General features: G+C 69.9%; 24 protein-coding genes. 15 read left to right on the top strand and 9 right to left on the bottom strand.

The genetic code is table 11. The features are described from left to right. Window positions 1-182 precede the first annotated feature (182 nt). The 3 genes from J5V16_RS03140 to J5V16_RS03130 all read left to right on the top strand — a co-directional run bounded on the left by J5V16_RS03140 (window position 183) and on the right by J5V16_RS03130 (window position 5,112). Complete coding sequence (locus J5V16_RS03140; protein WP_208494553.1) at window positions 183-2,237, top strand: glycoside hydrolase family 36 protein; 2,055 nt, start codon at window positions 183-185, stop codon at window positions 2,235-2,237. 226 nt (window positions 2,238-2,463) lie between these two features. Continuing rightward, window positions 2,464-4,158 carry a type 2 periplasmic-binding domain-containing protein gene (locus J5V16_RS03135; protein ID WP_208494552.1) on the top strand — a complete coding sequence of 565 codons (1,695 nt, stop codon included), beginning with the start codon at window positions 2,464-2,466 and terminating at the stop codon, window positions 4,156-4,158. Between the two features lie 237 nt (window positions 4,159-4,395). Next, window positions 4,396-5,112, top strand: coding sequence for a FadR/GntR family transcriptional regulator (locus J5V16_RS03130; RefSeq protein WP_208494551.1), 717 nt, complete (start codon window positions 4,396-4,398; stop codon window positions 5,110-5,112). Here the strand turns inward: J5V16_RS03130 and J5V16_RS03125 are convergent. Continuing rightward, a complete protein-coding gene (locus tag J5V16_RS03125; protein WP_208494550.1) occupies window positions 5,109-6,662 on the bottom strand; it encodes a phytoene desaturase family protein in 1,554 nt (517 codons plus the stop codon). The genes J5V16_RS03130 and J5V16_RS03125 overlap by 4 nt on opposite strands. Before the next feature lie 166 nt (window positions 6,663-6,828). Between J5V16_RS03125 and J5V16_RS03120 the strand changes: the two genes are divergently transcribed. From J5V16_RS03120 to J5V16_RS03085, 8 genes are all read left to right on the top strand, one after another. After that, window positions 6,829-7,851, top strand: coding sequence for a LacI family DNA-binding transcriptional regulator (locus tag J5V16_RS03120; RefSeq protein WP_208494549.1), 1,023 nt, complete (start codon window positions 6,829-6,831; stop codon window positions 7,849-7,851). A gap of 41 nt (window positions 7,852-7,892) precedes the next feature. After that, window positions 7,893-9,170: an extracellular solute-binding protein gene (locus J5V16_RS03115; protein ID WP_208494548.1), complete on the top strand. Its 1,278-nt coding sequence runs from the start codon at window positions 7,893-7,895 to the stop codon at window positions 9,168-9,170. Window positions 9,171-9,174: 4 nt separating this feature from the next. After that, complete coding sequence (locus tag J5V16_RS03110) at window positions 9,175-10,128, top strand: carbohydrate ABC transporter permease (RefSeq protein ID WP_208494547.1); 954 nt, start codon at window positions 9,175-9,177, stop codon at window positions 10,126-10,128. 3 nt (window positions 10,129-10,131) lie between these two features. Further along, window positions 10,132-11,043 (top strand): carbohydrate ABC transporter permease, encoded by a 912-nt coding sequence (locus J5V16_RS03105; protein ID WP_208494546.1) that lies wholly within the window; start codon window positions 10,132-10,134, stop codon window positions 11,041-11,043. An 11-nt stretch (window positions 11,044-11,054) separates the two neighbouring features. Then, window positions 11,055-12,014, top strand: a complete 960-nt coding sequence (locus J5V16_RS03100; protein WP_208494545.1) for a glycoside hydrolase family protein — start codon at window positions 11,055-11,057, stop codon at window positions 12,012-12,014. Next, a complete protein-coding gene (locus J5V16_RS03095; RefSeq protein WP_208494544.1) occupies window positions 12,011-12,925 on the top strand; it encodes a carbohydrate kinase family protein in 915 nt (304 codons plus the stop codon). Before J5V16_RS03100 ends, J5V16_RS03095 begins: the two co-directional genes overlap by 4 nt. A gap of 153 nt (window positions 12,926-13,078) precedes the next feature. Next, window positions 13,079-14,611: a glycoside hydrolase family 32 protein gene (locus J5V16_RS03090; RefSeq protein WP_208494543.1), complete on the top strand. Its 1,533-nt coding sequence runs from the start codon at window positions 13,079-13,081 to the stop codon at window positions 14,609-14,611. Between the two features lie 276 nt (window positions 14,612-14,887). Beyond that, on the top strand, window positions 14,888-16,261 hold the full coding sequence (locus tag J5V16_RS03085; protein WP_243900718.1) for a TrkH family potassium uptake protein: 1,374 nt from the start codon (window positions 14,888-14,890) through the stop codon (window positions 16,259-16,261). Here J5V16_RS03085 and J5V16_RS03080 read toward each other — a convergent pair. The 4 genes from J5V16_RS03080 to J5V16_RS03065 all read right to left on the bottom strand — a co-directional run bounded on the left by J5V16_RS03080 (window position 16,231) and on the right by J5V16_RS03065 (window position 18,430). Then, window positions 16,231-17,217: a DUF389 domain-containing protein gene (locus tag J5V16_RS03080; RefSeq protein WP_208494542.1), complete on the bottom strand. Its 987-nt coding sequence runs from the start codon at window positions 17,215-17,217 to the stop codon at window positions 16,231-16,233. The two genes, J5V16_RS03085 and J5V16_RS03080, sit on opposite strands and share 31 nt — an antisense overlap. Window positions 17,218-17,370: 153 nt before the next feature. Then, on the bottom strand, window positions 17,371-17,781 hold the full coding sequence (locus tag J5V16_RS03075; protein WP_208494541.1) for an SHOCT-like domain-containing protein: 411 nt from the start codon (window positions 17,779-17,781) through the stop codon (window positions 17,371-17,373). A gap of 14 nt (window positions 17,782-17,795) precedes the next feature. Further along, window positions 17,796-18,053 (bottom strand): hypothetical protein, encoded by a 258-nt coding sequence (locus tag J5V16_RS03070; protein ID WP_208494540.1) that lies wholly within the window; start codon window positions 18,051-18,053, stop codon window positions 17,796-17,798. Beyond that, window positions 18,053-18,430, bottom strand: a complete 378-nt coding sequence (locus tag J5V16_RS03065) for a DUF2089 domain-containing protein (protein WP_208494539.1) — start codon at window positions 18,428-18,430, stop codon at window positions 18,053-18,055. The genes J5V16_RS03070 and J5V16_RS03065 overlap by 1 nt, the downstream gene beginning before the upstream one ends. Before the next feature lie 198 nt (window positions 18,431-18,628). On the opposite strand from J5V16_RS03065, the gene J5V16_RS03060 reads away from it, so the two are divergent. Then, window positions 18,629-19,330 carry a rhamnogalacturonan acetylesterase gene (locus J5V16_RS03060; RefSeq protein WP_208494538.1) on the top strand — a complete coding sequence of 234 codons (702 nt, stop codon included), beginning with the start codon at window positions 18,629-18,631 and terminating at the stop codon, window positions 19,328-19,330. A gap of 45 nt (window positions 19,331-19,375) precedes the next feature. Here J5V16_RS03060 and J5V16_RS03055 read toward each other — a convergent pair whose 3' ends face one another. Beyond that, window positions 19,376-20,167 carry a TetR/AcrR family transcriptional regulator gene (locus tag J5V16_RS03055; protein ID WP_208494537.1) on the bottom strand — a complete coding sequence of 264 codons (792 nt, stop codon included), beginning with the start codon at window positions 20,165-20,167 and terminating at the stop codon, window positions 19,376-19,378. A 107-nt stretch (window positions 20,168-20,274) separates the two neighbouring features. On the opposite strand from J5V16_RS03055, the gene J5V16_RS03050 reads away from it, so the two are divergent. Then, window positions 20,275-20,880: a GNAT family N-acetyltransferase gene (locus J5V16_RS03050; RefSeq protein ID WP_208494536.1), complete on the top strand. Its 606-nt coding sequence runs from the start codon at window positions 20,275-20,277 to the stop codon at window positions 20,878-20,880. 406 nt (window positions 20,881-21,286) lie between these two features. Here the strand turns inward: J5V16_RS03050 and J5V16_RS03045 are convergent, their stop codons facing one another. Continuing rightward, entirely contained in the window at window positions 21,287-22,165 is an 879-nt protein-coding gene (locus J5V16_RS03045) for an aminoglycoside phosphotransferase family protein (protein WP_208494535.1), read from the bottom strand. A gap of 153 nt (window positions 22,166-22,318) precedes the next feature. Continuing rightward, a complete protein-coding gene (locus tag J5V16_RS03040) occupies window positions 22,319-22,921 on the bottom strand; it encodes a M15 family metallopeptidase (RefSeq protein ID WP_243900717.1) in 603 nt (200 codons plus the stop codon). Window positions 22,922-23,010: 89 nt separating this feature from the next. On the opposite strand from J5V16_RS03040, the gene J5V16_RS03035 reads away from it, so the two are divergent. Both J5V16_RS03035 and J5V16_RS03030 read left to right on the top strand, forming a co-directional pair. Then, entirely contained in the window at window positions 23,011-23,685 is a 675-nt protein-coding gene (locus tag J5V16_RS03035) for a response regulator transcription factor (RefSeq protein ID WP_208494534.1), read from the top strand. Further along, complete coding sequence (locus J5V16_RS03030) at window positions 23,678-24,790, top strand: sensor histidine kinase (protein WP_208494533.1); 1,113 nt, start codon at window positions 23,678-23,680, stop codon at window positions 24,788-24,790. The genes J5V16_RS03035 and J5V16_RS03030 overlap by 8 nt, the downstream gene beginning before the upstream one ends. On the opposite strand, the gene J5V16_RS03025 is transcribed toward J5V16_RS03030, so the two are convergent. After that, window positions 24,773-25,210 carry a GNAT family N-acetyltransferase gene (locus J5V16_RS03025; protein ID WP_208494532.1) on the bottom strand — a complete coding sequence of 146 codons (438 nt, stop codon included), beginning with the start codon at window positions 25,208-25,210 and terminating at the stop codon, window positions 24,773-24,775. The genes J5V16_RS03030 and J5V16_RS03025 overlap by 18 nt on opposite strands. Window positions 25,211-25,219 lie beyond the last annotated feature (9 nt).

Genomic DNA, 25,219 nt, shown 5'->3' with positions numbered 1-25,219 from the left:
CGACTTATTCGCCGCCCAACCCCGGAAGAGAGGCTGTTTAGCATGAAATGCCCGGTTTCGCGAGAACCGGATGGGAGCGATTCATCGGGGTATTCCAGTACCGGCCCTTGCGCTCCCCCCGCGGCCGCGACTAGCTTGATTCGATGACACCCTGCGACCTCTGATCCATAGTGGAGCGTTCTTTGGCAGCGACCGACCCCCGGCCCGACGTCGAGCCGGACTTCGAGTGGACCCTCCCCGGACTGCACCTGGGGTTCGACCGCGCCGATGACCGGCCGGTGCGGCTCGTGTGCTTGGCGACCGGGGCCGACGCGCCCTCGGCGGTCGCGCCCTGGGCGATCGTCGACGTCATCACCCCCGGCGAGCACCGCGCCCGAAACAACCAGAGCCTCCTGCACTCTGGGACGGGCCAGCGCCTCCGGTACGTCGACCACGAAGCGGAAGACGAGGAGCTGCGCGTCCGCCAGCGCGATCCGCTGACCGGCCTCGAGGTCACCAGCGCGTTCCGCGCCGCCGGGCCGGGACTGCAGCTGCGGCACACCGTGCGCAACGGGTCCGAGCGCGAGATGGTGTTGCTCTCGGTGAGCTCGCTGGTCGTGGCCGTTCCCGAAGGCGAGCACGAGCTCCTGTGGGGCGAGAGCGAATGGCTCGCTGAGGGGCGCTGGCGGCAGCGGCCGCTCGCGGAGCTGCTGCCCGACGTGAACGTGCCGTTCCACGGCCAGTACTCGCGCGGTCGGTTCGCGCTGACGAGCCACGGGAGCTGGTCCAGCGGCTCGGTGCTGCCGACCGGAGTGCTGGTGAACCACTCGGGGCCGTCGCTGGCGTGGCAGGTCGAGACGAGCGCGGGCTGGCACTGGGAGGTCGCGCAGACCGGTGCGACGGTCACCGTGGGGGTGAACGGCCCCACGGACATGTTCCACCAGTTCGCGGTGCGGCTGGCACCGGGCGAGACATTCACGAGCGTGCCGGCGGGCCTGTGCATCGCGGACGGCGGGCGGGACGCGGCGTTCGGGGCGCTCACGGGGTACCGGCGCGCGATCCGGGAGCTGCGGCCGGTCGACGCCCGGCTGCCGGTGGTCTACAACGACTTCATGAACACGCTCATGGGCTGGCCGACGACGGAGCGGCTGCTGCCGCTCATCGAGTCGGCGGCGGCAGCGGGCGCGGAGTACTTCTGCATCGACGCGGGCTGGTTCGCGGAGATGGAGGGCAACTGGTGGACGGGCGCGGGCGAATGGCGCGAGGCGCAGGGCCGGTTCGCGGGCGGGCTGCTCGCGGTTGTCGACGCTATCCGCGACAAGGGGATGCGGCCGGGACTGTGGCTCGAGCCGGAGGCGGTGGGCGTCGATTCGCCGCTGGCGGGGAAGCTTCCCGAGGAGGCGTTCTTCCGGCGCTTCGGGGAGCGGGTCGAGGAGGCCGGGCACTTCCAGCTCGACCTGCGGCATCCGGCGGCGCGGGCGCATCTGGACGAGACGGTGGACCGGCTGGTCGACGAGTTCGGGCTCGCGTTCTTCAAGCTCGACTACAACACGAACTCCGGGGTCGGCACCGACGTGGACGCCGCGGGCGCCGGTGCGGGGCTGCTGGGGCACACTCGGGCGTTCCGGGACTGGCTGCGGGCGGCGCAGGAGCGGCATCCGCACGTGCTGTTCGAGAACTGCGGTTCGGGCGCGATGCGCATGGACTACCACGTGCTCTCGGTCGCGCACCTGCAGTCGACGAGCGATCAGCAGGACTTCCGGCTGTACGCGCCGATCGCGGCGGCCGCGCCGGCGAGCGTGGTGCCCGAGCAGGCGGGGAACTGGGCGTATCCGGCCGCGTCGATGAGCGTCGAGGAGACGGCGTTCGCGATGACGGCGGGCGTGATCGGGCGGCTGTACCTGTCGGGGTTCCTGGGCGATTTGAGCGTGGAGCAGTCCTCGCTCGTGCGTGAAGCCGTGGCGCTGCACAAGGACTGGCGGCACCTGATCGCGGCTTCGACGCCGGTGTGGCCGCTCGGGCTGCCGGGGTGGGACGACGAGGTCGTGGCGCTCCAGCTCGACGCGGGCTCGCGGTCGCTGCTGGCGGTGTGGTCGCGGGGCGCCGCGGCAGAGGTCGCGCTGCCGGGGCTGCGCGGCCGGACCGTGGAGCAGGCGTATCCGATCGCGTTGCCGCAGTGGGCGATCCGCGGCGGCGGGGGCGTGCCGGTGCTCGAGGTGCCAGCGGGTCCGGCGGCCCGGATCTTCACCGTGAGGTGACGATGCATCAGATGTATCAGTCGACTCGATATATGTTTTGTGGCGTTTCATCAGTCTTGTAGGTGTCACAACTCGGCATCGATCACGATACATCTGATGTTTCGCGTCTCAGGGGTTGCATGCGCGGCCCGGCCTCGCCTACGTTTGTTTGCAGGCATATCCAAATTTAGAGATCCCTCGCTGCCCACCCCTCCCTCGCGGCAGCACGACTTGAAAGGCCGATGACGTGCCCGACTCCTCTTCCGCATCCTCGATGCGCCGCCGCTCGCTGTTCAAGGCCGCCGGGCTCGGTGCGGTCGGCGCGGCAGGGCTCCCCTTCGCCGCCGCCTGCTCCGACCTCAAGACCGGCGAAGGCTCCACCCAGAAGACCGAGGGCTTCGACTTCCTGCCCGAGTACAAGGAATGGCCCCTCCCGGCCGAGCCCGACCTGGTGGGCGAACCGCCGCACCACCCGTCCGCGTTCACCTCCTACCCCGAACCGGTCGAAGGCGTCACCGAGGTCGCCTCGGGCAGCGGCAGCTACGAGATCACCGTCCCGTTCTGGGGCGAGGCCCCCTCGAACGACGACCCCTACTTCGCGGCGCTGCGCGACGGGTGGGGCGGCACCAACATCAACCTGCGCCAAGCCGACGGCAACACTTACGCCGACACCTCCGTGCAGTGGCTCAACGCCAACGAGTACGGCGACGGCATCCTCCTGTTCAGCTGGATGCTCGGCTCCCACTCCAACTTCCCCGAGACTGTCGTCAACTCCTTCTACGACCTCACCGACATCGTCAAGGGCGACATCTCCGAGCGCTGGCCGCTCCTCGCCGGCCTACCGACCACCTCGTGGGCGCAGTCGGTGTGGTCGAAGGACCCGAGCGACCCCGAGACCGCCCGCATCTACGGCATCCCCTCCACCTTCAACGGCGGCATCGGCAACGGCATCCTCGCCCGCACCGACCTCCTCGAAGAGGCCGGCCTCGCCATGCCGACCACCGTCGAAGAGCTCCTGGACGCCGCCCGCGCCTGGTCGGACGACGCGAACGGCAAGTGGGCCTTCCCGGGGATCGACTGGATCCTGCCGCAGCAGTTCGGCCTCGTCGGCTACGACGGCTGGTCCTGGGACGAGGAGCAGGGCAGGCTCGTCCACGATTCCGAGCGGCCCGAGTTCACCGAACTCATGGAGTTCCGCCGCACCCTGTGGGACGAGAAGCTCATCCACCCCGACGCCCCCACCGGGACCTTGGACGGCAACGCCCTCCACGCGGCCGGCAAGGCCCTGTTCGCCCAGGTCAACCTCGTCCGCTGGTACGAGTACACGAACCTCATCAAGACCGGCGGCGCCCAGGGTACGGTCGCGCCGCTCCCGCCGCTCGGCGCGAAGGGCCGCACCCCGGTCGTGTCGGTCAACGCCTCCGTCGACGGCTGGACCTTCCTCAACAAGGACCTCTCCAAGGAGCAGGTCGAGGAGATCCTGGACGTGGCGAACTGGTGCTCCGCGCCGTTCGGCACCAAGGAGTTCGAACTCATGGAATACGGCGTCGAAGGCGTCGACTTCGACTACGACGCCACCGGCACCCCCGTCCACACCGAGCACGGCGCCAAGATCGTCCAGGCTCCCGTCAACCTCAAGATGTTCTCCGGCAAGGTGCAGCGGTTCCTCACCGGCGACCCCGAAGTGGTCCAGAAGCACTTCGAGTGGAACGCCGCGGCCCAGCAGTACATCGTCCCGAGCCTCTTCGAAGGCGTCCGCGTCGAGGCCCCGGCCGCCGCGAAGTCCGCCGCGCAGACCCTCAGCGACCAGCAGAACGACATCGCCTACGGCCGCGCCGAACTCTCCTCGATCCCCGACATCGTCGAGACCTTCATGGCTAACGGCGGCGAAGAGGCCCGCACCTTCTACACCGACATCTACAAGAGCCTCAACGAGAAGTGACCGGCTCCGGGCCGCATCGCCGGCCCGGGACGGCCGCGAGCGCGATGTGAGGGTCGGGGGGTCGATTCGCCGTCGTACTGCGCGCGGCCGGGGGCCTTCCGCCCCGGACCGGCAGGTGCACACTGCCGGACCGGGACCGGAAGGCCCCCTTTGCATACCACTGCGAGCAGCGCTGCTGTGGCGGGAATGGTTCGATGATTCTTGCGGTTCGCAGGCGACTCGGCGATACTTGCACCCATGTCCCGCACGGACGATGTCGTCAACGGCATCAAACACATGATCCTCAACGGCGAGCTCCAGCCCGGCCAGCGCCTGCCCGTGGAGAAGGACCTCGCCGAGGCCCTGGGCGTCTCCCGCGGCTCGCTGCGCGAAGGCGTCCGGGCCCTGTCGATCCTCGGCATCCTCAACTCGCGGCAGGGCGACGGCACCTACGTGACCGACCTCGGCGTCTCCCAGCTGCTCTCGCCGATGGGCTTCGTGGTCGACCTCCAAGGCGAGGGCCAGACCCGCGACATCCACGCCATCCGCCGCCTCCTCGAATGCGAGGCGGCCCGGCTCGCCGCCACCCGAATCACCGACGAGGCGCTTGCGGAGGCCGAGGCGCTGCTCAACGAGGCCGGCCGCATCCTCGACGAGACCCCCGAGGCGCACGAGCGGATCATCGAGATCGACATCGCGTTCCACCGCATCATCGCCGCCCACACGGGCAATCCCGTGCTCACCGGCATGATCGAGACCTTCGCGAGCCGCACGGTCCGGGAGCGGCTGTGGCGCAGCCTCCGCGAAGAGGGCATCGACCGGCGCACCCACGGCGAGCACCACGCCATCTGGCGGGCGCTCTACCACCACGATGCCGACTCGGCCCGCATCCGCATGGCGAACCACCTGCTCGGCGTCGAGGACTCGCTGCCGTTCCTGCCGTCCGATGAGGACGAGGCGCCCGAGCCCGCCTAGCCGGCTTCGAGTACGGCCATGGCCGCGTTGTGCCCAGGGATCCCGCTCACGCCGCCGCCGCGCACCGCCCCCGCGCCGCAGAGGAAGACGTTTGCGTGCTCGGTCTCCACGCCCCACCGGCCCGCATCGGCTGCGCCGCGAAACGGCCATGACAGGTCGCGGTGGAAGATGTTCCCGCCCGGCAGCCGCAGGTCGCGCTCGAGGTCGAGCGGGGTCTTCGCCTCGATGCACGGCGCCCCCTCGGCGTCCACGGCCAGGCAGTCGGCCAGCGGCTCGTCGAGGTAGCGGTCGAGCTGCGCGACCGTGGCCTCGAGCAAGCGCGCCCTCTCGTCCCCCGAACCGTCGAACAGCCTTGCGGGCGTGTGCAATCCAAAGAGCGTGAGCGTCTGGTACCCCTGGCGCACCAGGTCGTCGCCGAGGATCGACGGATCGGTGAGCGAGTGGCAGTACACCTCCGACGGGGGCTGCGACGGGAGCCGCCCGGAGGCCGCCTCGGTGTACGCGGCCTCCAACTGCTCGAACGACTCGGACACGTGGAAGGTCCCCGCGAACGCCTCGCTCGGGTCGACCCCGGTGTCCCGCAGCCGCGGCAGCCGCTTGAGCAGCATGTTCACTTTGAGCTGCGACCCTTCGGCCCGCTCGGGCCGCTCCCGGCCCAGCAGTGCCGCCAGCGCCTCGGGCGAGGCGTTCACCAGCACGTTACGGGCCTCGACCGTCCCGCTCCCGTCCGCATCCGTGTAGGACACCTCCGCGCGGGTGCCGTCAGTGGCGAGCGCCGTGACCTCATGGCCGGTGCGGATCTCCGCCCCGGCGGCCTCGGCGGTAGCGGCGAGCTCGTCGGTGAAGGCGCCCATCCCGCCGATCGGCACGTCCCAGTCCCCGGTGCCGCCGCCGATCACGTGGTACAGGAAGCACCGGTTCTGCCGCAGGTCCGCGTCCCACGCAGAAGCGAAGGTGCCGATGAGCCCGTCGGTGAGCACGACGCCGCGCACGAGGTCGTCGGCAAACGCCTGCTCGATGGTCTCGCCGAGGGGTCGCTGGAAGAACATGCTCCAGATCGCATCGTCGCCGACGCGCTCGCGCAGTTCGTCCTCTGTAGGCAGCGGCTCGGTGAGGGTCGGGAACACCCGCTCGGCGACATGCGCGGCCTTCCCGTAGAAGTCCTGCCAGGCCTCGAACTCCCGGTCCGACCCGGTCAGGCGCGCGAAGGACTCCCTAGTGCGGAAGACATCGCGCGTGACGAGGAGCCCGGTATCGCGCCCCCCGCGCTCGGTCGGCGTGTACGAGGAGACAGCGCGCTTGCGCACCTCGAACCGAAGGTCCAGATCCTCGACGATCTTGCGCGGCAGCAGGCTCACCAGGTACGAGTACCGCGACAGCCGCGCGTCCACCCCGGCGAACGCGGGCGCGGAGATCGCCGCCCCTCCCGTGTGCCCCAGCCGCTCCAGAACCAGGACGCGCTTCCCCGCCCGGGCGAGGTAGGACGCAGCAACGAGGCCATTGTGACCACCACCGACGATCACGGCGTCGTACGACTTGTGCAGAGGCATCCCCATTCCTAACACGCCCAAGGCCAGTCGTGTCGTTGCATAACCGTGATCTGGGCGTGGCCTGGTTGTGGCCGAGTGGTCGTAGATTCTCGGTTAATCGATTAACAACTTCTGGCGGCGACGTCTTAGTATGTTGGTTAATCGATTAACCTATGAAGGGAAGTCAATGGTGACCAAGCAGCCCCGATTGGCCGATGTCGCGCGGGCGGCCGGCGTCTCCACTGCCACGGCCTCCATGGCTCTCAACGAGACCGGGGGGCGGCGCATCGGCCCTGAGACCCGGGAGCGGGTGCGTGCGGCCGCCGCGGAGCTGGGGTACCGGCCGAACACGGTGGCGCGGGGGCTGCGGACGCGGCGGACCCAGATGATCGGGTTCGTCGGTGACGATGTCGCGACCACGCCCTTTGCGGGGCAGATGATCCGGGGCGCGCACGATGCGGCCCGCGAGGCCGGGTTCCTGCTCCTCATGGTGGACACCTCGGGAGACAAGGACGAGACCGCGGAGGCTATCGGGGCGCTCCAGGAGCGCCAGATCGACGGGATCGTCCTCGCGACCATGTACCACCAGGTCGTGGAGGTCCCGGACGCGATCGGTTCCACCCCTTGCGTTCTCCTCGACGCCAGGACCGCCGACGGGTCGGCCTCCTCAGTCGTCCCCGACGAGCGCGGCGGGACCCTCGGGGTCCTCGCCGAGCTGACCGGCGCCGGGCACGTCCGCATCGGACACGTCACCACCCGCGAGGAGGTCCAGGCGCGCGCCGTGCGGCTCGCGACCTGGCGCGAGCGCGTCAGCGACTGCGGGGTCGACCCCGAGCCGCTGCTCGTCGAGGTCGAGGACGCCACCACTCAGCTCGGCTACGAAGGCGCACTCGAGCTGCTCTCGCGGCCCGACCGGCCCACCGCCGTCTTCTGCTTCAACGACCGGATGGCCATGGGCGTCTACCGCGCCGCCGCCGAACTCGGCCTGTCCATCCCCCACGACCTGTCGGTCGTCTCCTACGACGACCAGGAGCTCATCGCACCGGCACTGCACCCCGGGCTCACCTCGGCCGCCCTCCCCCACTACGAGATGGGGCGCTGGGCGGTCGTGGAGCTGCTGCGCCGCCTCGACGACCCCGAGGCCGCGCCCGTGCAGCACCTCATGCCCTGCCCCGTGGCGAGGCGGCACTCCGTCGCCAAGCCGCAGTAGCCCGCAAGCCCTTCTGCCCGAATCACATTGGAGTGAGCACCATGCAACGACGCCACCTCATGAAACTGGCCGCCGCATCAGGAGGCGCGGCCCTCGCCGGTCCCGCCCTCGCCGCGTGCAGCACCGCCGGCTCCGCCTCGGACGGCGAGCTGGTCCTCTGGAGCCACAACGCCGGCAGTCCCCTCGAGATCGCGGTCACCGAAGAGATCATCAAGGCCTTCAACGACTCCCACGACGACCTGAAGGCCGCCCTGGAGCCGTTCCCGCAGGACGTCTACAACGACTCCGTGAACGCCGCCGCACTCTCCGGCGATCTCCCCGACCTGCTCACTGTGGACGGACCGAACGTCCCCAACTGGGCCTGGGCCGGGCACCTCCAGCCGCTCGACGTGCCGGAAGCGGTCACCTCCAAGTTCCTGCCCTCCACCCTCGGGATCTTCCAGGACCAGCTCTACTCCGTCGGCCACTGGGAGGCCGCATGCTCGGTCTTCGCCCGCCAGTCGGTGCTGGAGACCGCCGGGGTGCGCATCCCTACGATCGAGTCCCCTTGGAGCCGTGAGGAGTTCGACGACGCCCTCGCCGCCGTCACCGGCGCGGCCGGGTACGAGTACGCGATCGACTTCTCCACCGCCGACACCGGCGAGTGGTACCCGTACGCGTTCTCGCCCTTCCTGCAGAGCTTCGGCGGCGACCTCATCGACCGCTCGACCTACCGCAGCGCCGCCGGCGTCCTCAACGGACCCGAGGCGCTGGCCTGGGGCCAGTGGTTCCAGGGCCTGTTCACCGCCGGGCTCGCCAGCCCCGAGTCCCCCGGCGGCGCCGAGGACTTCATGCAGGGCAAGGCCGCCATGGCCTTCCACGGCAACTGGGGCGCCCTCCCCGCCATGGACCTGTACGACGACATGCTGTTCCTGCCGCCGCCGGACTTCGGCAACGGCCCCAAGATCGGCGGCGGCTCCTGGCAGTGGGCCGTCACCGCCACCGCCGACAAGACCGGCTCGAACTCCTGGCTCGAGACCGCCCTCTCCGACGAGTACGTCGCCGAGTACGCCAACCAGACCGGCCTCATCCCCGCCACCGACGCCGCCGCCGAGCTCACCGAGCACTACGGCACGGACGGCAAGCTGCGCATGATGGTCGAGTACTCCAAGGCCTACGCGACCCTCCGCCCCGAGACCCCCGCGTACACCGTCATCGCCTCCGTGTTCACCCAGTACGCCGGCGACATCGTCCACGGCGGCGACGTCCGGACCGCCCTGGACGCGGCCGTCGCCGAGATCGACGCCGACATCGACGCGAACTCCGGGTACGGGTTCTAAGCCGATGGCCACCACCGTCGCCGAGCGGACCGCGACGACAGCGGCGGCCCCACCCGGGCCGCCGCCCCGCCGCCGCCGCAGCCACTCCCGCGCCGAGCAGCGCGCCGGCGCCGCCTTCGCGGTGCCCGGGATCGTGCTCCTGCTCGTGTTCGTCATCGGCCCGGCCGTCGTGTCGCTGGTCCTGGCGTTCACCAACGCGCGGCTCATCTCCCCCACCCCGCCCGAGTTCGTGGGCCTGGAGAACTTCCAGCGCGCCTTCACCGAGGACGCGACCTTCCACCGCTCGCTGCTGAACACGCTGCTGTTCGCCGCCGTCGTGGTGCCGCTCCAAGGCGGGCTCGGACTCGTGCTCGCGCTCCTGGTGAACCAGAACCTGGCCGGGCGCAACGTCTTCCGCACGATCTTCTTCCTGCCGGTCATCACCTCGATGGTCGTGGTCAGCCTCCTGTGGCGGTTCCTGTACCAGGAGGACGGCCTCGTCAACGCCGCCCTCTCGATGCTTACCGGCGGCGCGTGGGCCGGCCAGGCGTGGCTCGCCAACCCCTCGACCGCCATGGGCGCCATCGTGGTCATGAGCGTGTGGCAGGGCGTGGGCTTCCACATGATCATCTGGCTCGCGGGCCTCCAGACCATCCCCGAGGAGGTCTACGAGGCCGGCGCGCTCGACGGCACCACGCCCTGGCAGCGGTTCCGGCACCTGACGCTGCCGCTGCTCAAACCGACGTCCGTATTCGTGCTCATCACCATCACGATCGCCGCGATGAGCCTGTTCGTGCAGGTCAACATCATGACCGGCGGCGGCCCCGTCGGATCGACCAGCACGCTCGTGCTCCAGATCGTCCAGAAGGGCTTCCAGCAGCAGCAGATGGGCTACGGCGCCGCGCTCTCGCTGATCTTCTTCTGCATCGTGCTCGCCCTGGCGCTGGTCCAGCGGCGGCTGACGAGGGACAAGGACTAGCTCATGGCGGCAACGATCATCAAAGCCCCCGCGAAACGCATGTGGGCCTACGCGCCCATGACCGTGCTCGCATTGTTCTTCCTCTTCCCGATCGTGTTCATGGTCGCCGCGAGCCTCAAGACCGACCACCAGATTTTCGCGGACATGAACTCGGTCAAGGCGTTCCTGCCCGTCGGCGAGCTCTCGCTCGACAACTACGCGGCCGTGTTCGACCGCGTCCCGTTCTGGCGCTTCCTCGGGAACACCCTGTTCGTCACCTTCATGGTCACCGCCCTCGGCCTCGTCGTGAACTCGATGTGCGGCTACGCGCTGGCCCGGATGCGCTGGAAAGGCCGCGGCCTCGTGTTCGGCCTCGTCATCGCCACGCTCGTCCTGCCGTTCGACACCACGATCGTGCCCATGGTGTACCTCGTGGCGAACCTGCCGTGGATCGGCTTCGACGGCCCCACCCCGGTCCTGGAGTTCGGCTGGCTCAACACCTACCGGGTGCAGATCGTGCCGTTCATCGTGAACGCGTTCTCGATCTTCCTGTTCGCCCAGTACTTCAAGAGCCTCCCCAAAGGACTCGAGGAGGCCGCCGCGATAGACGGGGCCGGCTGGCTGCGCACCTTACTGGCGCATCATCGTTCCCCTCTCCAAGCCCGTGTTCGCCACCGTCGCGATCCTGACCGTGGTCACCTCCCCGGCCACCTGGAACGCCTACCTGTGGCCGCTCATGACCGTCCAGAGCGAAGAGCTGCGCCCCGTCATGGTCGGCGTCCAGTACTTCTTCTCGCTCGACACCGCCTGGGGCGAGGTGATGGCCTACATCACCATGATCACCGTGCCGATGGTGGTCGTCTTCCTCGTCTTCCAGCGCGCGTTCATCCAGTCCATCGCCGCCGCAGGCATGAAGGACTGAACTCCCCCCACTAGTGAGGAAACCAATGCTCAAGCTCGCCGACCACTGGGTCTGGGACTCCTGGTACGTGATCGACGACGACGGGCGGCACCATGTGTTCTTCCTGCGCGCCTCGCGCGCGCTCCAGGAAGAGGGCCGCCGCCACCACCGCGCCTCCATCGGCCACGCCGTCTCCGAGAACCTGAAGGACTGGACGCTCCTGCCCGACGCCCTCGTCCACGCCGACGCGCCCGCCTGGGACGACCAGGCCACCTGGACCGGCTCGATCGTGCGGGAGGACTCGGGACGGTGGCGGATGTTCTACACCGGCGTCTCCCGCAGCGAGGGCGGGAACGTGCAGCGCATCGGCTCGGCCGTCTCCGACGACCTCATCGTCTGGCACCGCGAGCCCGGCCCGCAGGTCGAGGCCGACCCGCGCCACTACGAGCGGTTCACCCCCGAGTCCGACTGGTTCGACGAGGCCTGCCGCGACCCGTGGGTGGTCCGCGCCGACGACGGCTGGCACATGCTCTTCACCGCGAGAGTCGAAGGGCCCGAACCGGCCCGCGAGCGCGGCGTCGTCGGGCACGCCCGCTCGGACGACCTCGTCACCTGGGAGGTCCTGCCGCCCCTGAGCCGCCCCGACGCCCTCGGCTTCGGCCAGATCGAGGTCACCCAGCTGCACCGAGTGGACGGCCAGTGGCTGCTGCTGTTCTGCTGCGGCAAGGGCGAGGCCTCCGACGCGCGGCGGTCCCTCGGCGAGACCGGCGACAACTACGTGGTGCCCGTCGACGACGACCTCTTCGGCGGTTTCAACGGCGCCGTTCTCAACATCGCCAAGGCAAGGCCGTTCGAGCATGAGAGCCTGTACGCGGCGAGACTGCACGACGTTGACGGCCGGACCGTCATCATCGGCTTCCGCAACATCGAGGACGGCGGGTTCGTGGGCGAGCTCGCGGACCCGATCCCGGTCCGCTGGGACGGAGAAAGGCTGGTGCGCAAGTGATCGGAGTGGTCGGCGAGGCCCTGATCGACCTCGAGGTCGGGCACGAGGACGCCCGGCACCCGGTCGCGCACCCGGGCGGCAGCCCGATGAACGTCGCGGTCACTCTGGGGCGCTTGGGGTCCGAGGTCGCGTTCCTCGGGCGGCTCTCCGGCGACGCGTTCGGGAAGCTGCTGCGGACCCACTTGGCCGAGTCCGAGGTGAACCTGCGCTGGGTCGTCGACGCCGAGGAGCCGACCAGCGTCGCCATCGTGTCCGTTGCGCCGTCCGGCTCCGCGAGTTACGCGTTCCATGTGGACGGCACCGCCGACTGGCAGTGGCAGGACGCCGAGCTCCCCCGCAACCCGGGACTCGACGCGGTCCACGCCGGATCACTCGCGCTCGCCGTCGAGCCCGGCGGCCCAGTGCTCGAGCAGTGGCTCGCCGGCCTCGCCGCGCACACGACGATCAGCCTCGACCCGAACGTGCGCCCCGCGCTCCTCGGCGACCGGGACTCCTACCGCGAGCGCCTGCGGCGCTGGCTCGGACTCGCCGCGATCGTCAAGGTCTCCGACGAGGATCTGGCGTGGATCTGGCCCGGCATGGAACCGGCGGCGCTGGCCTACGGGTGGATCGCAGAGGGCCGCAAGCTGGTCGTGGTGACGCGGGGCGGCGGCGGCTCGCTGGTCTGGGCCGGAGGCGAGGCCTTCGAGGTGCCCGTCGCGCCGGTCGACATGGTCGACACGGTGGGCGCGGGCGACTCGTTCAGCGGCGCGCTCCTGGACTGGCTCGACCGCAACGGCCGACTGCGTCCCGAGGGCCTGGAGCGGTTGAGCGCCGGCGAGGCGCGCGCTGCGGTCGAGTTCGCGTCCAAGGTGGCCGCCGTGACCTGTTCGCGGGCCGGCGCCAATCCGCCATTCCGTTCGGAATTGTAGTTCAGCGTTTCCTTGGGGCCGTTTCGCAATGCGCGGAGCGGCCCGTCTCGAATTAACCGAAATTAACCAAATATATTGATGGATTTAACTTCACTTAACTGTTTACCCTGGTACCCATCAATTGCGACGACTCCCGGAGACTTTGGAGCGACGATGCTGCAGACCTCGAGAAGGAACCTCTTCCGCGCGGCCGCCGCCGGTGGCGCGATCAGCCTGTTCGGACTCCCCGCGGCGGCGCAGGACGCCACGTATCGGCCCGTCTACCACTTCTCGGTGCCCGACCGCTGGAAGAACGACCCGCAGCGGCCGATCTACGTGGACGGCAAGACGTACTACTACTACCTCTACAACAAGGACTACCCGGAGATGGGCACCGGCACTTCGTGGCGACTGGCGTCCTCGACCGACAACGTCGCCTTCACCGATCTCGGCACCGCCATTCCTAAGGAGACGAACCCGAACGGCTCGATCTGGTCGGGTTGCATGGTCGTCGACGAGCGGAACACGGCCGGCTTCGGCGCGGGCGCGATCATCGCGATCGCGACCCAGGAGGACCGGTTCGCGACCGCCCCGCACCGCCAGGCGCAGTTCCTCTTCTACTCCACCGACGGCGGCCGCACCTTCGCCCGGCACGAGCCCGCCGCGCTCCCCAACCCCGGCGTCGTGGACTTCCGGGACCCGAAGGTCGTCTGGGACGCCGCCCGCTCGCAGTGGGTCATGGCGCTCGCCGAGAACGACAAGATCGGGTTCTACCGCTCCGCGAACCTCAAGACCTGGACCTACACCGAGGGGTTCATCCGCGGCGGCATGGGCATCTTCGAATGCCCCGACCTGTTCTACCTGGAGTCCGCCACCGGACCCGGCCGCTGGGTGCTCGGCGCCAGCGCCAACACCAAGGGCTCGGGCGGCCCCGCGACCTACGCGTACTGGATCGGGAACTGGAACGGCACCACCTTCGTGCCCGACCACCCGGACCCGAAATGGCTCGACCACGGCTGGGACTGGTACGGCGCGGTCACCTGGGAGCGCCGGACCGGCGCGGTCCTCGACCCGCGCACGCGCTACGCGATCGGCTGGATGAACCACTGGGACTACTTCGACAAGACCCCTTCGTGGGACGCGGACGGGTTCAACGGCACCGACTCGATCGTGCGGGAGATCAGCCTGCGCTGGTACAGCGCGACCGAACCGGTGCTCCTGTCCACGCCGGTCCGCACGCTCGCCGACCGCGCTTCGCGGACGGTGAACCTCGGCGACCTCACCGTCGACGGCAATGTGCCGCTCGACTACCGCGGCCGCGCCTACGAGATCCGGACCAGGGTGACCTGGAACCAGTTGAACAACATCGGCATGCAGCTGCGGCGGTCCCCGGACGGCACGCGCCACGCCGACGCGGGCGTCTACCTCGCCGGCGGCTACGCGTACCTCAACAGGGGCTACACCGGGAACCCCGACGCGACGGGCCGCTGGCTGGAGAGCCGCACCCCGTTCGACGCCGCGAGGAAGGAAGCGACGCTGCGGATCCTGGTCGACAACCTCTCGGTCGAGGTGTTCATCGACGACGGCCGCTACGTCCACTCCAGCCTCGTCTACGCCCAGCCCGGCGACGACCGCCTGGCGCTCTTCACGGACGGCGGCTCGGCGGTCTTCAGCGACGTGACCATCACCGAGTTCCGCCAGATCTGACCGCGCGTTTTCGCTGCTCACGGCCACGCCGATCACTCCCGTGCTCGGCGTGGTAACCGCGCGGTCAGTATTGGTCTCCTCTGAGGACCATATGGGGGCGATACCGAACGCCCTGGTCCTGGAACAGGACGGCACGTAAAGAAAACGTCAAGACTCGCGGCCTGCCCGCCCGTTCTGAGCGGACTCCTGCTGGTGAGCGGCGTTGTGTCGCCTTCGGCGAGCGGGCCGTGGCGATATTCTGCTGACGGCGGCGCGGTCCGGTGCCGCTCCCATCCGTTGGAAGGCCGTCCTCTGCGAGCAATCCTGAGCGCCGTCCTCGAAGGCGTCATCCGGAACCCCGTCCGCGTCATCCCCGTGGCGTTCGCCGCGGCGATCTTGGCCGCCACAGGGCTGCTCATGCTGCCCGTCGCGCAGACGGCGCCCGGCGAGACCCGCTTCATCGACGCGTTCTTCACCGGCACGTCGGCCATCTCGGTCACCGGGTTGATCACCGTGGACACGCCGACGCACTGGACCGGCTTCGGCGAAGCGGTCATCCTGGCCTGCATGCAACTCGGCGGTCTGGGCATCATGACGACGGCGGCCTTCCTCGGCATGGTCGTGAGCCGCAGGCTGCGGCTGCGGGCGAAGCTGATGACGCAGGCCGAGCTGCACCCGTCGATCAGCCTCGGGGACGTGAAGAGCGTGCTGCGCTTCGCGGCCCTGTACACGCTCGCCGTCGAGATCCTGATCGCCGCGGTGCTCGCGTTGCGGTTCCACTTCGCCTACGGCTTCGCGCCGGGCGACTCGCTCTGGCAGGGCGTCTTCCACAGCGTGGCGGCCTTCAACAACGCCGGGTTCTCGCTGTTCTCCGATTCGATCATCGGCTTCGCGACCGACCCGTGGATCAGCATGCCGCTCATCCTCGGGACGATCCTCGGCGGGCTCGGCATCCCCGTCGTCTACGAGCTCTCGCGCCGGCGCGCGGTCCGGAACTGGTCGCTCCACACCAAGATGACCCTGTCCGGCACGGCGGTGCTCCTCTTCGGCGGCTGGCTCGTCCTGCTGGCCCTGGAGTGGTCGAACCCGGGGACGTTCGGCCAGTACGCGTGGCACGACCGGTTCCTACCGGCGTTCTTCCAGTCCGCGGTGCTGCGCACGAGCGGCTTCAACTCGATCGACGTGGGGCAGTTGAACGACGACTCGCTGCTGGTCTCGATGGTGCTCATGTTCATCGGCGGCGGTTCGGCCTCGACGGCGGGCGGCATCAAGGTCGCCACGTTCTTCCTGCTGATGTGGGTGATCTGGGCCGAGGTCCGCGGCGAGCGGGACGCCACGGCGTTCCGCCGCCGCCTGCCGACGCAGGTGGTGCGCGAGGCGCTCGCCGTCGCCTTGGTCTACCTCGCGCTCAATGTCGCGGCGGTCATGCTCATGCAGCGGTTCGAGCCCGACATCATGCTGGCGCCCATCATGTTCGAGGTCGTCTCGGCCGCGGCCACGGTGGGCCAGTCCACGGGCATCACCTACGACCTCGGCGACCCGTCGAAGTGGCTGCTCGCGATCGTCATGTACGGCGGCCGCATCGGCCCGGTGCTCTTCGCGACCTCGCTGGCGATGGCCACCCGCAAGCGCCTCTACCGCTACCCGGAGACGCGCCCGCTCGTCGGCTGACCGGCCGCGACCTCGGGCGAGTGCGGCGCGATGTCGTGCCGGCCGAGGCGCGACCACATCAGGCGCTGGATGAACAGCGTCGCGATCCCGGCCACGATCATGCCCGCGAGGTTGACGCCGAGCTGCACGAGCGACGCGCCCACCTCGTTCCAGTGCGCGAGCGCGATCGCCACGGCGATGTTCCCGGCGGCGGGAACCGTGGTGACCGAGATGAAGACGCCCACGAGCGCCGACGATTTGCGGGCGGTCATGGAGAGGATGCCCGCGACCCCGGCGAGGACGGCGACCACGAAGGACCAGCGGTCGGGGTGGATGATGAAGCTGGTGAGCGGCCGGTCGTCGAGCATCGTCGGCTCGATCCAGCCGATGAGGCGGCTGACGGCGGCGCACGCGAGCGTGATCGCGATGGCGACCGCGAACCCGGCGGCGAGGGTGCGGGCGGCCGCGCCGATCAGGCGCACGTTGCGTTGCAGCACGCCGAAGCACATGGCGGCGACCGGCCCGAAGTCCGGGCCGAGGACCATCGCGCCGACGATGAGGATGGGCTGATCGAGGAGTGCGCCGATCGCCGCGATCTGCACCGCCAGCGCCAGGAACGCGAAGTAGGACCAGGTCATGCGGGCCTCGGCGGCGGTGCGGGCGGACAGCTCCTCCCACACGACGGCGTCCTCGGGGTCGCCGGGGGCGGCGTGCTCGGCGGCTTCGGCGGCGGTGGAGATGGAGAGGTCGAGCTGCTCGACGCTGATGCCTCCGGTGTCCTTGAGCCCGAGGGCTTTGAGGTCGGCGAGCACGGCGTTCGCGCCTTCGCGGGCGACGTCGAACTCGACGAGGTCGCCTTCGGGGTCGAAGGCGGCGCCGGGGAGTTTGAGGACGTTGACGACGGCCGGGCTGTCGGCGGCGATCCGCAGCACCTCGTCGGTGCGGGAGGCGGGGGTGATCACGCGAATGTGCAACACGTACGGCATTCTCCCCTGCTTCGGGGCGGGCGCGGGGTTCAGGCCCGCCGCTCCTGCCGCCTGACGGCCCGGTCGATCCGGTGCCGCCAGACGGCCGTGCGCCACCGGGCGCCCATGAGCTTCGCCGCGACGCGGCACCGCCGGATCATGCGTCTACTCGCTGTAGATGCGGACCTGGGCTTCGGAGGAGTCGACCTCCACGATGACCTCGTCGAGATGGTTGACCAACTCCTCCAGCTCATTGGGTTTGAGCTGGGTGAGGTCGAAGGGGACCCCGGATTTGGCCATCTCGGCGTTGGCCTTCTCGAGGGCCTGCGCGGGGACGAGCGCGGAGAGGCGCACGCCGGCGCGCAGGAGCGCGACGGGGACGCGGATGTTGACGCGGCCGGGTTCGCCGTTCTCCGTGTAGTCCACGACGAGCCGCAGGTACTTCTTGCCGGTCTTGCGGTCGGCGGCGGGGGCGGTGTCGGCGGGTTCGATGGCGGTGAGGAGCCGTTCGGCCTCGGTGGCGTTGATCTTGCCTTCGGCCAGCATGTCGAGGATGGCTTTGCGTTGCTCGTTCACGGCGGGTGCCTTTCTCAGCGGATGATGAGGAGCAGGGCGGTGCGGCCCTGTTCGATGTGGAAGCGGGAGCCGGGGAGGGCGCCGATGAAGCGGCCGACGCCGGCGATGGTCGCGAACACGCGCATGTCGAACATGAGGCAGGCGATGATGCCGCCGATGAGCGCGAGGAGCAGGACCGGGGAGAGCAGGACGACGGCGAGGAGGACCGGGATCCAGAGGCGGACCGTGCGGTGGCCGGGCCGTTCGATCTTCAGGGTCACGAGTTGGGGCATCACGTCGATCCCTCCAGTTCGGCCAGCGCCTGGTCGGCGGTGATCTCGCCGCGGCGGAGGCGGTCGATGACGTCGGCGCGCGAGGGGGCCGGGTCGGTCTCGACGAAGTCGAGGGCCTGGCCGATGCGGTTGAGCCGGGATTTGACGGTCGGGTAGCTGATGCCGAAGGTCCGCTCCATCTCCTTGATGGAGCCGTGGCACCGCACGAACGCGGTGACGAAGACCTGGTCTTCGACGCTCAGCTGGGCGAGTTGGGGCAGCTCGAACGCGCCTTCGACCGCGATCCCGGAGTCGTCGAGGCGCACGCGCTCGACGGTGAAGGGGCGGCCGCGGGTCAGGTCGGTGAGCTCCTGCCAGTCCGATGCTTCATCTGCCATACTTTAAGTTGTACCTGCGAGATTCTTAATTTTCAAGAGTCAGAGATTGATTTTATTAATTTCAGGCCTGGAGTCGATGCGACGCCGCGACGTCATCGAGTTCGCGGTGGTCGTGATCGCTACGATGCCCTCGCTCATGCGTTTGCTCCAGAAGCACTGCGCAATAGGCAAGCTCATCGGAAGCGTGAAAGGCCGACCATGATCCACCTCGCCGGCGACTCCACCGTCGCTCCCACCGACGGCGGCGCCACCTCGGGCCACCCCGAACTCCCCCTGCTCGGCTGGGGCGACGAACTCGCCGCGTTCCTCGACGAGCCGGTCGCCAACCGCGCTTTCGGCGGCGCCACTACCCGGACCTTCCGCGAGCAGGGCAACTGGAAGCTCGTCACCGACGGACTCCAGGCTGGTGACACCGTCGTCTTCGGGTTCGGCCACAATGACCAGAAGGAGCCCGACGTGCTCGCCGCCGACGGCGGCTACCGCGAGCGCCTGACCGCCTTCATCGAAGAGGTCCGCGCCGCCGGCGCGAAGCCCGTGCTCACCACCAGCGTCGAACGGCGCATGTTCGAGCCCGATGGGACCCTTCGTTTCTCGCACGGCCCCTACCCGGCCGAGGTCCGCCGCCTCGGACACGAACTGGACGTGCCGGTCATCGACCTCAACGTCTTCACCCGCTGGCTCTACACCTCCCTCGGGCCGGAGGAGTCGGCCGCGCTCTTCGTCCACGGCGCCGCCGCCGCGCGCGGCATCGAAGTGAGCGCCGACCTCAAGAAGGACAACACCCACTACACGACCGCCGGAGCGGTCGCCGTCGCCCGCTTCGTGGCCGAAGCCCTCCGCGCCCTCGACGGGGCAGGCGCGGACGCCGCGCCCGCCGGGCTCGAGCTGATCCGCAAGTAGCCGTGTACCGCAACCCGCTCGCACTGGCCCTGATCGGGAACCGCCTCAGCGCTCGAGGCGGGACTGCACCCCGGTGAGCAGGGCGTCCAGGGCGAACTCGAAGACGGCGTCGAAGTCGGTGAACGCGCCGCCCGCCGGTTGACGGGCGAGCCGCGGGAAGGCGGCTGGGTCGAGCGTCTCGACGAGGTGCGAGGTCTGGGCCTCCCACCACTCCTCGATGCTCACGCCGGACGCGTCGGCCACCTCCTGCTCCGAGGTCGGCAGTAGCGCGATGCCCTGGACGATGCCGGAGGAGGCGAGGTAGACGGTCATGGCCGCCTCGGCGGGAAGCCCGGCGGAGGCGGCCGCGTCAAGCGCCCGTTCGACGTTGCCGAGCGTGTTGGGCCCCAAGGGCGGACGGGTGGAGGCGAGGACCTGGAGGACCCACGGGTGGCGGCGGTAGAGCCGCCACTCCTCACGGGCCTCGTGCGAAAGCCGTTCGCGCCAACCGAGGGCGGAGTCGCTGGGCCGCAGTTCACCGGCGACGGTGTCGGTCATCGCCTGGATGAGGGCGTCGCGGTTGGCGAAATGCCGGTACAGGCTCATGGTCGCCACGCCCAGCGCGGTGGCGAGGCGCCGCATCGAGAGTTCCCGCAGGCCGTCGGCGTCCGCAAGCGCGATCGCGGCGGCGGTGATCCGCGCCGGCGTCAGCGCTGACGGCCGTTCGACGCGCACCGCCGGACGGGTCCGCTTGCGGTCCCGGTACGCGCGGGCCTGGCACGCCCGGGAGCAGTAGCGGCGGCGTCGGCCGCGCGACGGCTGGTCGATCTGGCGGCCGCATTGCGCGCATCGGTCCACGGTTCGCTCATTTCGTCACGCGTTAGGAGTGTGACGTAATTCTAGGCGCTCAGCGGCGCGGGCGCTAACTTCGAGCGAAACGGATCACCGATCGAAGGGAACCCGAGATGAGCGACATAATCGTCCGCCGAGCTCAGGAAGCCGATCTCGACACTGTCGTGCCCGCGTTCGCGGCGGCCACCGCCGACGAGGTCGTCAACGCCTGGATCGCCGCCGCCGGACCCGTACCGGTCGATGCGTACACCGCCCACCTCATCGAGTCGATGCGCAAGCACCTGCGCGACGACGAGGTCTGGATCGCCGAGCGCGACGGCCGCATCGAAGGCCTTTCCGTATGGATCCAGGTGGCGTCGACCGAGCGCTTCCACGCCGAGGTCGAGGAAATCGCGGCGATGGCCGAGACCATGGCGCTGCCGATGCTGGGACGCGCCGAGACCGTGATGCGGCTCATCGCCGGGGCGCACCCCGAAAAGTTCCCGCACCTGTACCTCTTCTCGATCGCCGTGGTCCCCGAGCACCGCGGCGCCGGCGCCGGCGGGGCGATGCTCAAGGCGCGCTTGGCGACCGCCGAGCAGGAGGGCATGCCGGTGTACCTCGAGGCGAGCACCGAGGACTCCGCCCGCCTGTACCGCCGGCACGGCTTCGAGGCGATCGGCGACCGCTTGCGGCTGCCGGAGGAGGGGCCGACCCTGATTCCGATGTGGAGAAACTGATTCTGGCCTTGTCTGACTCGAGGTCAAGGCATCAGCGACGAAGAGGTGGCAGGGAGGGCCGGGTCGGGTCGCGGCGGCCTGGCCCGGTTCCGGTTGGGGCGCAGCCGGATCGGGGAAACATGAATGCTTTCTCGTCTTGTGGGCGATGCGGCCCGGACCGGGAGCATGGATAATTGAGGTACGTACGGGCGTACGGAATCCATGTAGGTGAACGAGATAGTGGTAAGCAGACTAAGACATAAGCCTCTGGCTATCTGCCTGCATTGCATGGACGTCGAGTTGCGTTGGGGACGAAAACCTTCGCTCTCGGCTACGGCCTCGTAGAGCACCACCCGCTCAGCACTGCGGCCTGGCAGCGATGAAGAACTGGCTCTCACCGGTCAGTGACGCGACCGTGCCGATCGCATCAGCGCAGGATGCGGGAGAGCGCCGCTTCTCCGGCAGGCTTCCAAGTCGGCTTGCCTCCGGCCCAGCCGCGCTCTCCGGCGATGCCGATCTCGATCAGCCCGAACGCCTTGATGAGCGCCAGACCGCGGGCGCGCAGGATCGTGGCCTCGTCGGCTGCCTTGTACGCGTTGAAGAACGCGTCGGAAGCGCCGTCGGGTAGCAGGATCCAGGCGGCGGCGAGGTCGACGGCGGGATCGCCGACGAAGATCTCGCCGAAGTCGATCACGCCCGACAGGCGGCCGTCCTCGACGACGACGTTGGCCGGGTGCAGGTCGCCGTGCAGCCACACGCCGGTGCCGTTGTGGGGGGCCGCGTCGAGCGACTCCCGCCAGACGGCGCGGGCGCGGTCGGCGTCGACCTCGGGGAGGCGTTGGAGGGTCTGCTCGAACCGCTCGTCCATGTCGGTGAGGGGCGCGCCGCGGCCGTCGTTCGCGGGGTTGTCGGCGGGGCCTTCGAGGTGGAGGGCGGTCAGGAAGTCGGCGAGCGTGGCGGCCGATTCGGGGTCGGTGATCGGGGCGAGGTCGGCAGGCGTGCCGTGGACCCAGGTGGTGATGAGCCAGTGGTAGGGGAACCGCTCCGAGGGCTCGCTGAGCCGGGTGGGCACGGGGACCGGCAGCGGCAGCCGAGAGGCGATGTCGGGGATCAGGCGGTGCTCCCGCTCGAGCAGCGCGGGGGCGTCGTCTCTCCGGGGGATGCGCACCGCCAGGTCGGGGCCGAGGCGCCACATCTGGTTGGTCCAACCGCCGTCGACGGACTTGACCTCGAGGTCGGCCAGGTCGGGGCATTGCTGCTCCAGGAGGTCCCGCAGCAGCCGTTCGTCGATCGCCGTGTCGCGCAATGTGACATCCCTTCTCTACGAATCCGGCGCCCACCCTACCCGCACCACCGGGGGCCGGGCGCCTGAGATCGGCGCCCGGCCCGCTACTGCTTCGCTGCCTGCTTTGAGTCGAGTCCCACCGCTCCACGGCGAGGACCGCCGAGAGGTGATCGATCAGATCGCGGGGCGGACCCGTGTTCGCGGATCTTCGGCGGGGTTGGCGTACATCGGCGGCGGGCCGTGTTCGATCGCTTCGGGACGCAGTTCGAAGTGCCAGGGCTCGTTCGCGTAGATGCGGCAGAGACCGTGGGCGGCACCGTGTTCGGATAGCCAGGCCGCGGCGTCGGGCGGGCCGATGTCGACCGCGCGACCGTCCACGTGCGCCGAGGTCTCCGGAGTGGAGACCCAGCGGGACGCGGCCGCCTCGGACCCGTATTCGGCAACTGCTTCGCGGCGCAGTTGACGCTGGTACTCGGGCGAGCGCCAGCCGCTGTTGACGTAGAGGGTGACGCCCCCTCGGGCGGCCTCGGCGCCGGCGCGGCGCAGGGCGGCGAGGAGCGGCGGGTCCAGGTTGGCGACGCCCGGCACCGTGTCGTCGAAGACCGTGGTCCGGTACGGGACCGCGCCGTCGGGGACGCCGAGCGCGCCGCGGTCCCGGATGCGCAGGAGCCGGTAGCCGAGGGCGGCGGCCAGCGCGGCGAGGACGGCGACCGCGCGGGCGGCGAGGCCCCGGCGGAGGCGACGGGTCATGGCGCGAGGCGCAAGGGTGCTGGACATGCGTCCAGTACAGGCGGGCCGGTGTTGTCGGCGCGTTAGCGGTTTTCCATATACCGACGATAGGGGCGCGGCCGTAGCATCTTGGGACTATGCGCGTGCTGATCGTCGAGGACGAACCCTTTCTGGCCGAGGCCATCCGCGACGGTCTCCGGCTGGAGGCCATCGCCGCGGACATCGCCGGGGACGGCGACGCCGCCCTGGAGCTGTTGAGCGTGAACGCCTATGACATCGCGGTCCTCGACCGCGACATCCCCGGGCCGTCGGGCGACGAGGTGGCCGCGCACATCGTGGCGTCCGGCACCGGCATGCCGATCCTGATGCTGACCGCGGCAGACCGGCTCGACGACAAGGCGTCGGGGTTCGAGCTCGGCGCGGACGACTACCTCACGAAGCCGTTCGCGCTCAAGGAGCTCGTGCTGCGCCTGCGGGCGCTCGACCGCCGGCGGGCCCACCACCGGCCGCCGGTGCGGGAGATCGCGGGCCTGCGTCTGGACCCGTTCCGGCGGGAGGTGTTCCGCGACGGGAAGTACGTGGCGCTCACCAGGAAGCAGTTCGCGGTGCTCGAGGTGCTCATCGCCGCCGAGGGCGGCGTGGTGAGCGCCGAGGACCTGCTGGAGCGGGCGTGGGACGAGAACGCCGATCCGTTCACGAACGCCGTGCGCATCACGGTCTCGGCCCTGCGCAAGCGCCTCGGCGAGCCGTGGGTGATCGCGACCGTGCCCGGTGTGGGCTACCGGATCGAGACGGGCGCGGCCCGTGGGTAGGCGGCCCGGCCTCAGCGCACGGCTGAAACTGACGATCAGCTATGCGGCGTTCCTCCTGCTCGCCGGGGTCCTGCTGCTCGCGGTCGTCTGGTTCTTCCTCCTCCGGTACGTGCCGCCTGAAGCGGTGACGATCCGCGGCGAGTGCTCGGACCCCGCCCGGCTCTGCCCCGGCACGTTCATCCCCGGCCGGGGCGACCTCATGCGGGCCTTCATACCGAAGGCCGCAGTGGTGCTGGGCTTCCTGCTCGTGTTCGGTCTCGCGGGCGGATGGCTGCTCGCGGGCCGGATGCTGACGCCGCTCAACCAGATCGCGGCCGCGACGCGGATCGCGGCGAACGGTTCGCTCTCGCACCGCATCCGGATGCCGGGCCGCCGCGACGAGTTCCGCGAGCTGGCCGACGCGTTCGACTCGATGCTCGAGCAGCTGGAAGCGCATGTGGCCGAGCACCAGCGGTTCGCGGCCAACGCCTCCCATGAGCTGCGGACGCCGCTCGCGACCATGCAGGCGCTCCTCGACGTGGCCCGGCGTGACCCGGCGCGGGGTTCGGAGGAGCTGGTGGAGCGGCTGCATTACGTGAACGCGAAGGCGGTGGATCTCACCGAGGCGCTGCTGATGCTGAGCCGCAGCGGCCAGCGCACGTTCGTCAGTGAGCGCGTCGACCTTTCACTGGTCGCGGAGGAGGCCGCTGAGACGCTGCTGCCGCTGGCGGAGGAGCGCGGCGTGGACATCGAGGTCGCCGGCGATTTCGCGGCGGCGGCGGGCTCGCCCGCGCTGCTGCTGCAGATGGCGGTCAACTTGCTGCACAATGCGATCGTGCACAATCTCGGCGAAGGCGGCACGGTGCGGATCAGGACGACCGAGGTTGCTGGCGGCGCGGTGCTCGCGGTCGAGAACACGGGCCCGCAGTTGACGCCGCACCTGGTCGCCACGCTCACGGAGCCGTTCCAGCGCGGCACCCTGCGAGTGCGCAGCGACCACGCGGGCGTCGGCCTGGGCCTCGCGATCGTGGACAACATCGTCCGCGTCCACGACGGGTCGCTCACCCTCACGGCCAGAGAGGGCGGCGGCCTCCGTGTCGAGGTGCGCCTACCCGAGGTCGCGTAGGAACCGCGACGAACGGCCGGTCTGCGCGGCATAGCCGCGGCTGCGGTAGAACTCGTGCGCTTCCCGGCGGCGGTCGCTGCTGGTGACCTCCATCCGCTGGCAGCCGTGAGCGGCCGCGAACAATTCGGCGGCCGCCACGAGCCGCCCGCCGACGCCCCGACCGCGGGCGTCCTCGGCGACGACCAACGCGGCGATGCGGCCCCAGGCGCCGTCGCGCTCGAAGTGCGGGCAGACGTGGACGGCGATGAGGCCCAGCACGTCGCCTTCGGATTCGGCTGCGAAGGCCGCGCTCGACGGGTCCTCGGCCCAGGCGGCGAGGCGGGAGGCGACGGCGGCCTCGCCGTCCTGGGGGTAGCCGAGCTGGCCGAGCAGGACGGCGGCGGCCGCCGCGTCGGCGGGGCGCACGGGTCGGATCAGCATGGTCCTCCT

Origin of the sequence: Glycomyces niveus, from assembly GCF_017592475.1 — a bacterium.
Classification (GTDB): domain Bacteria; phylum Actinomycetota; class Actinomycetes; order Mycobacteriales; family Micromonosporaceae; genus Glycomyces; species Glycomyces niveus.
This window is presented reverse-complemented; position numbering and strand designations above follow the sequence as displayed.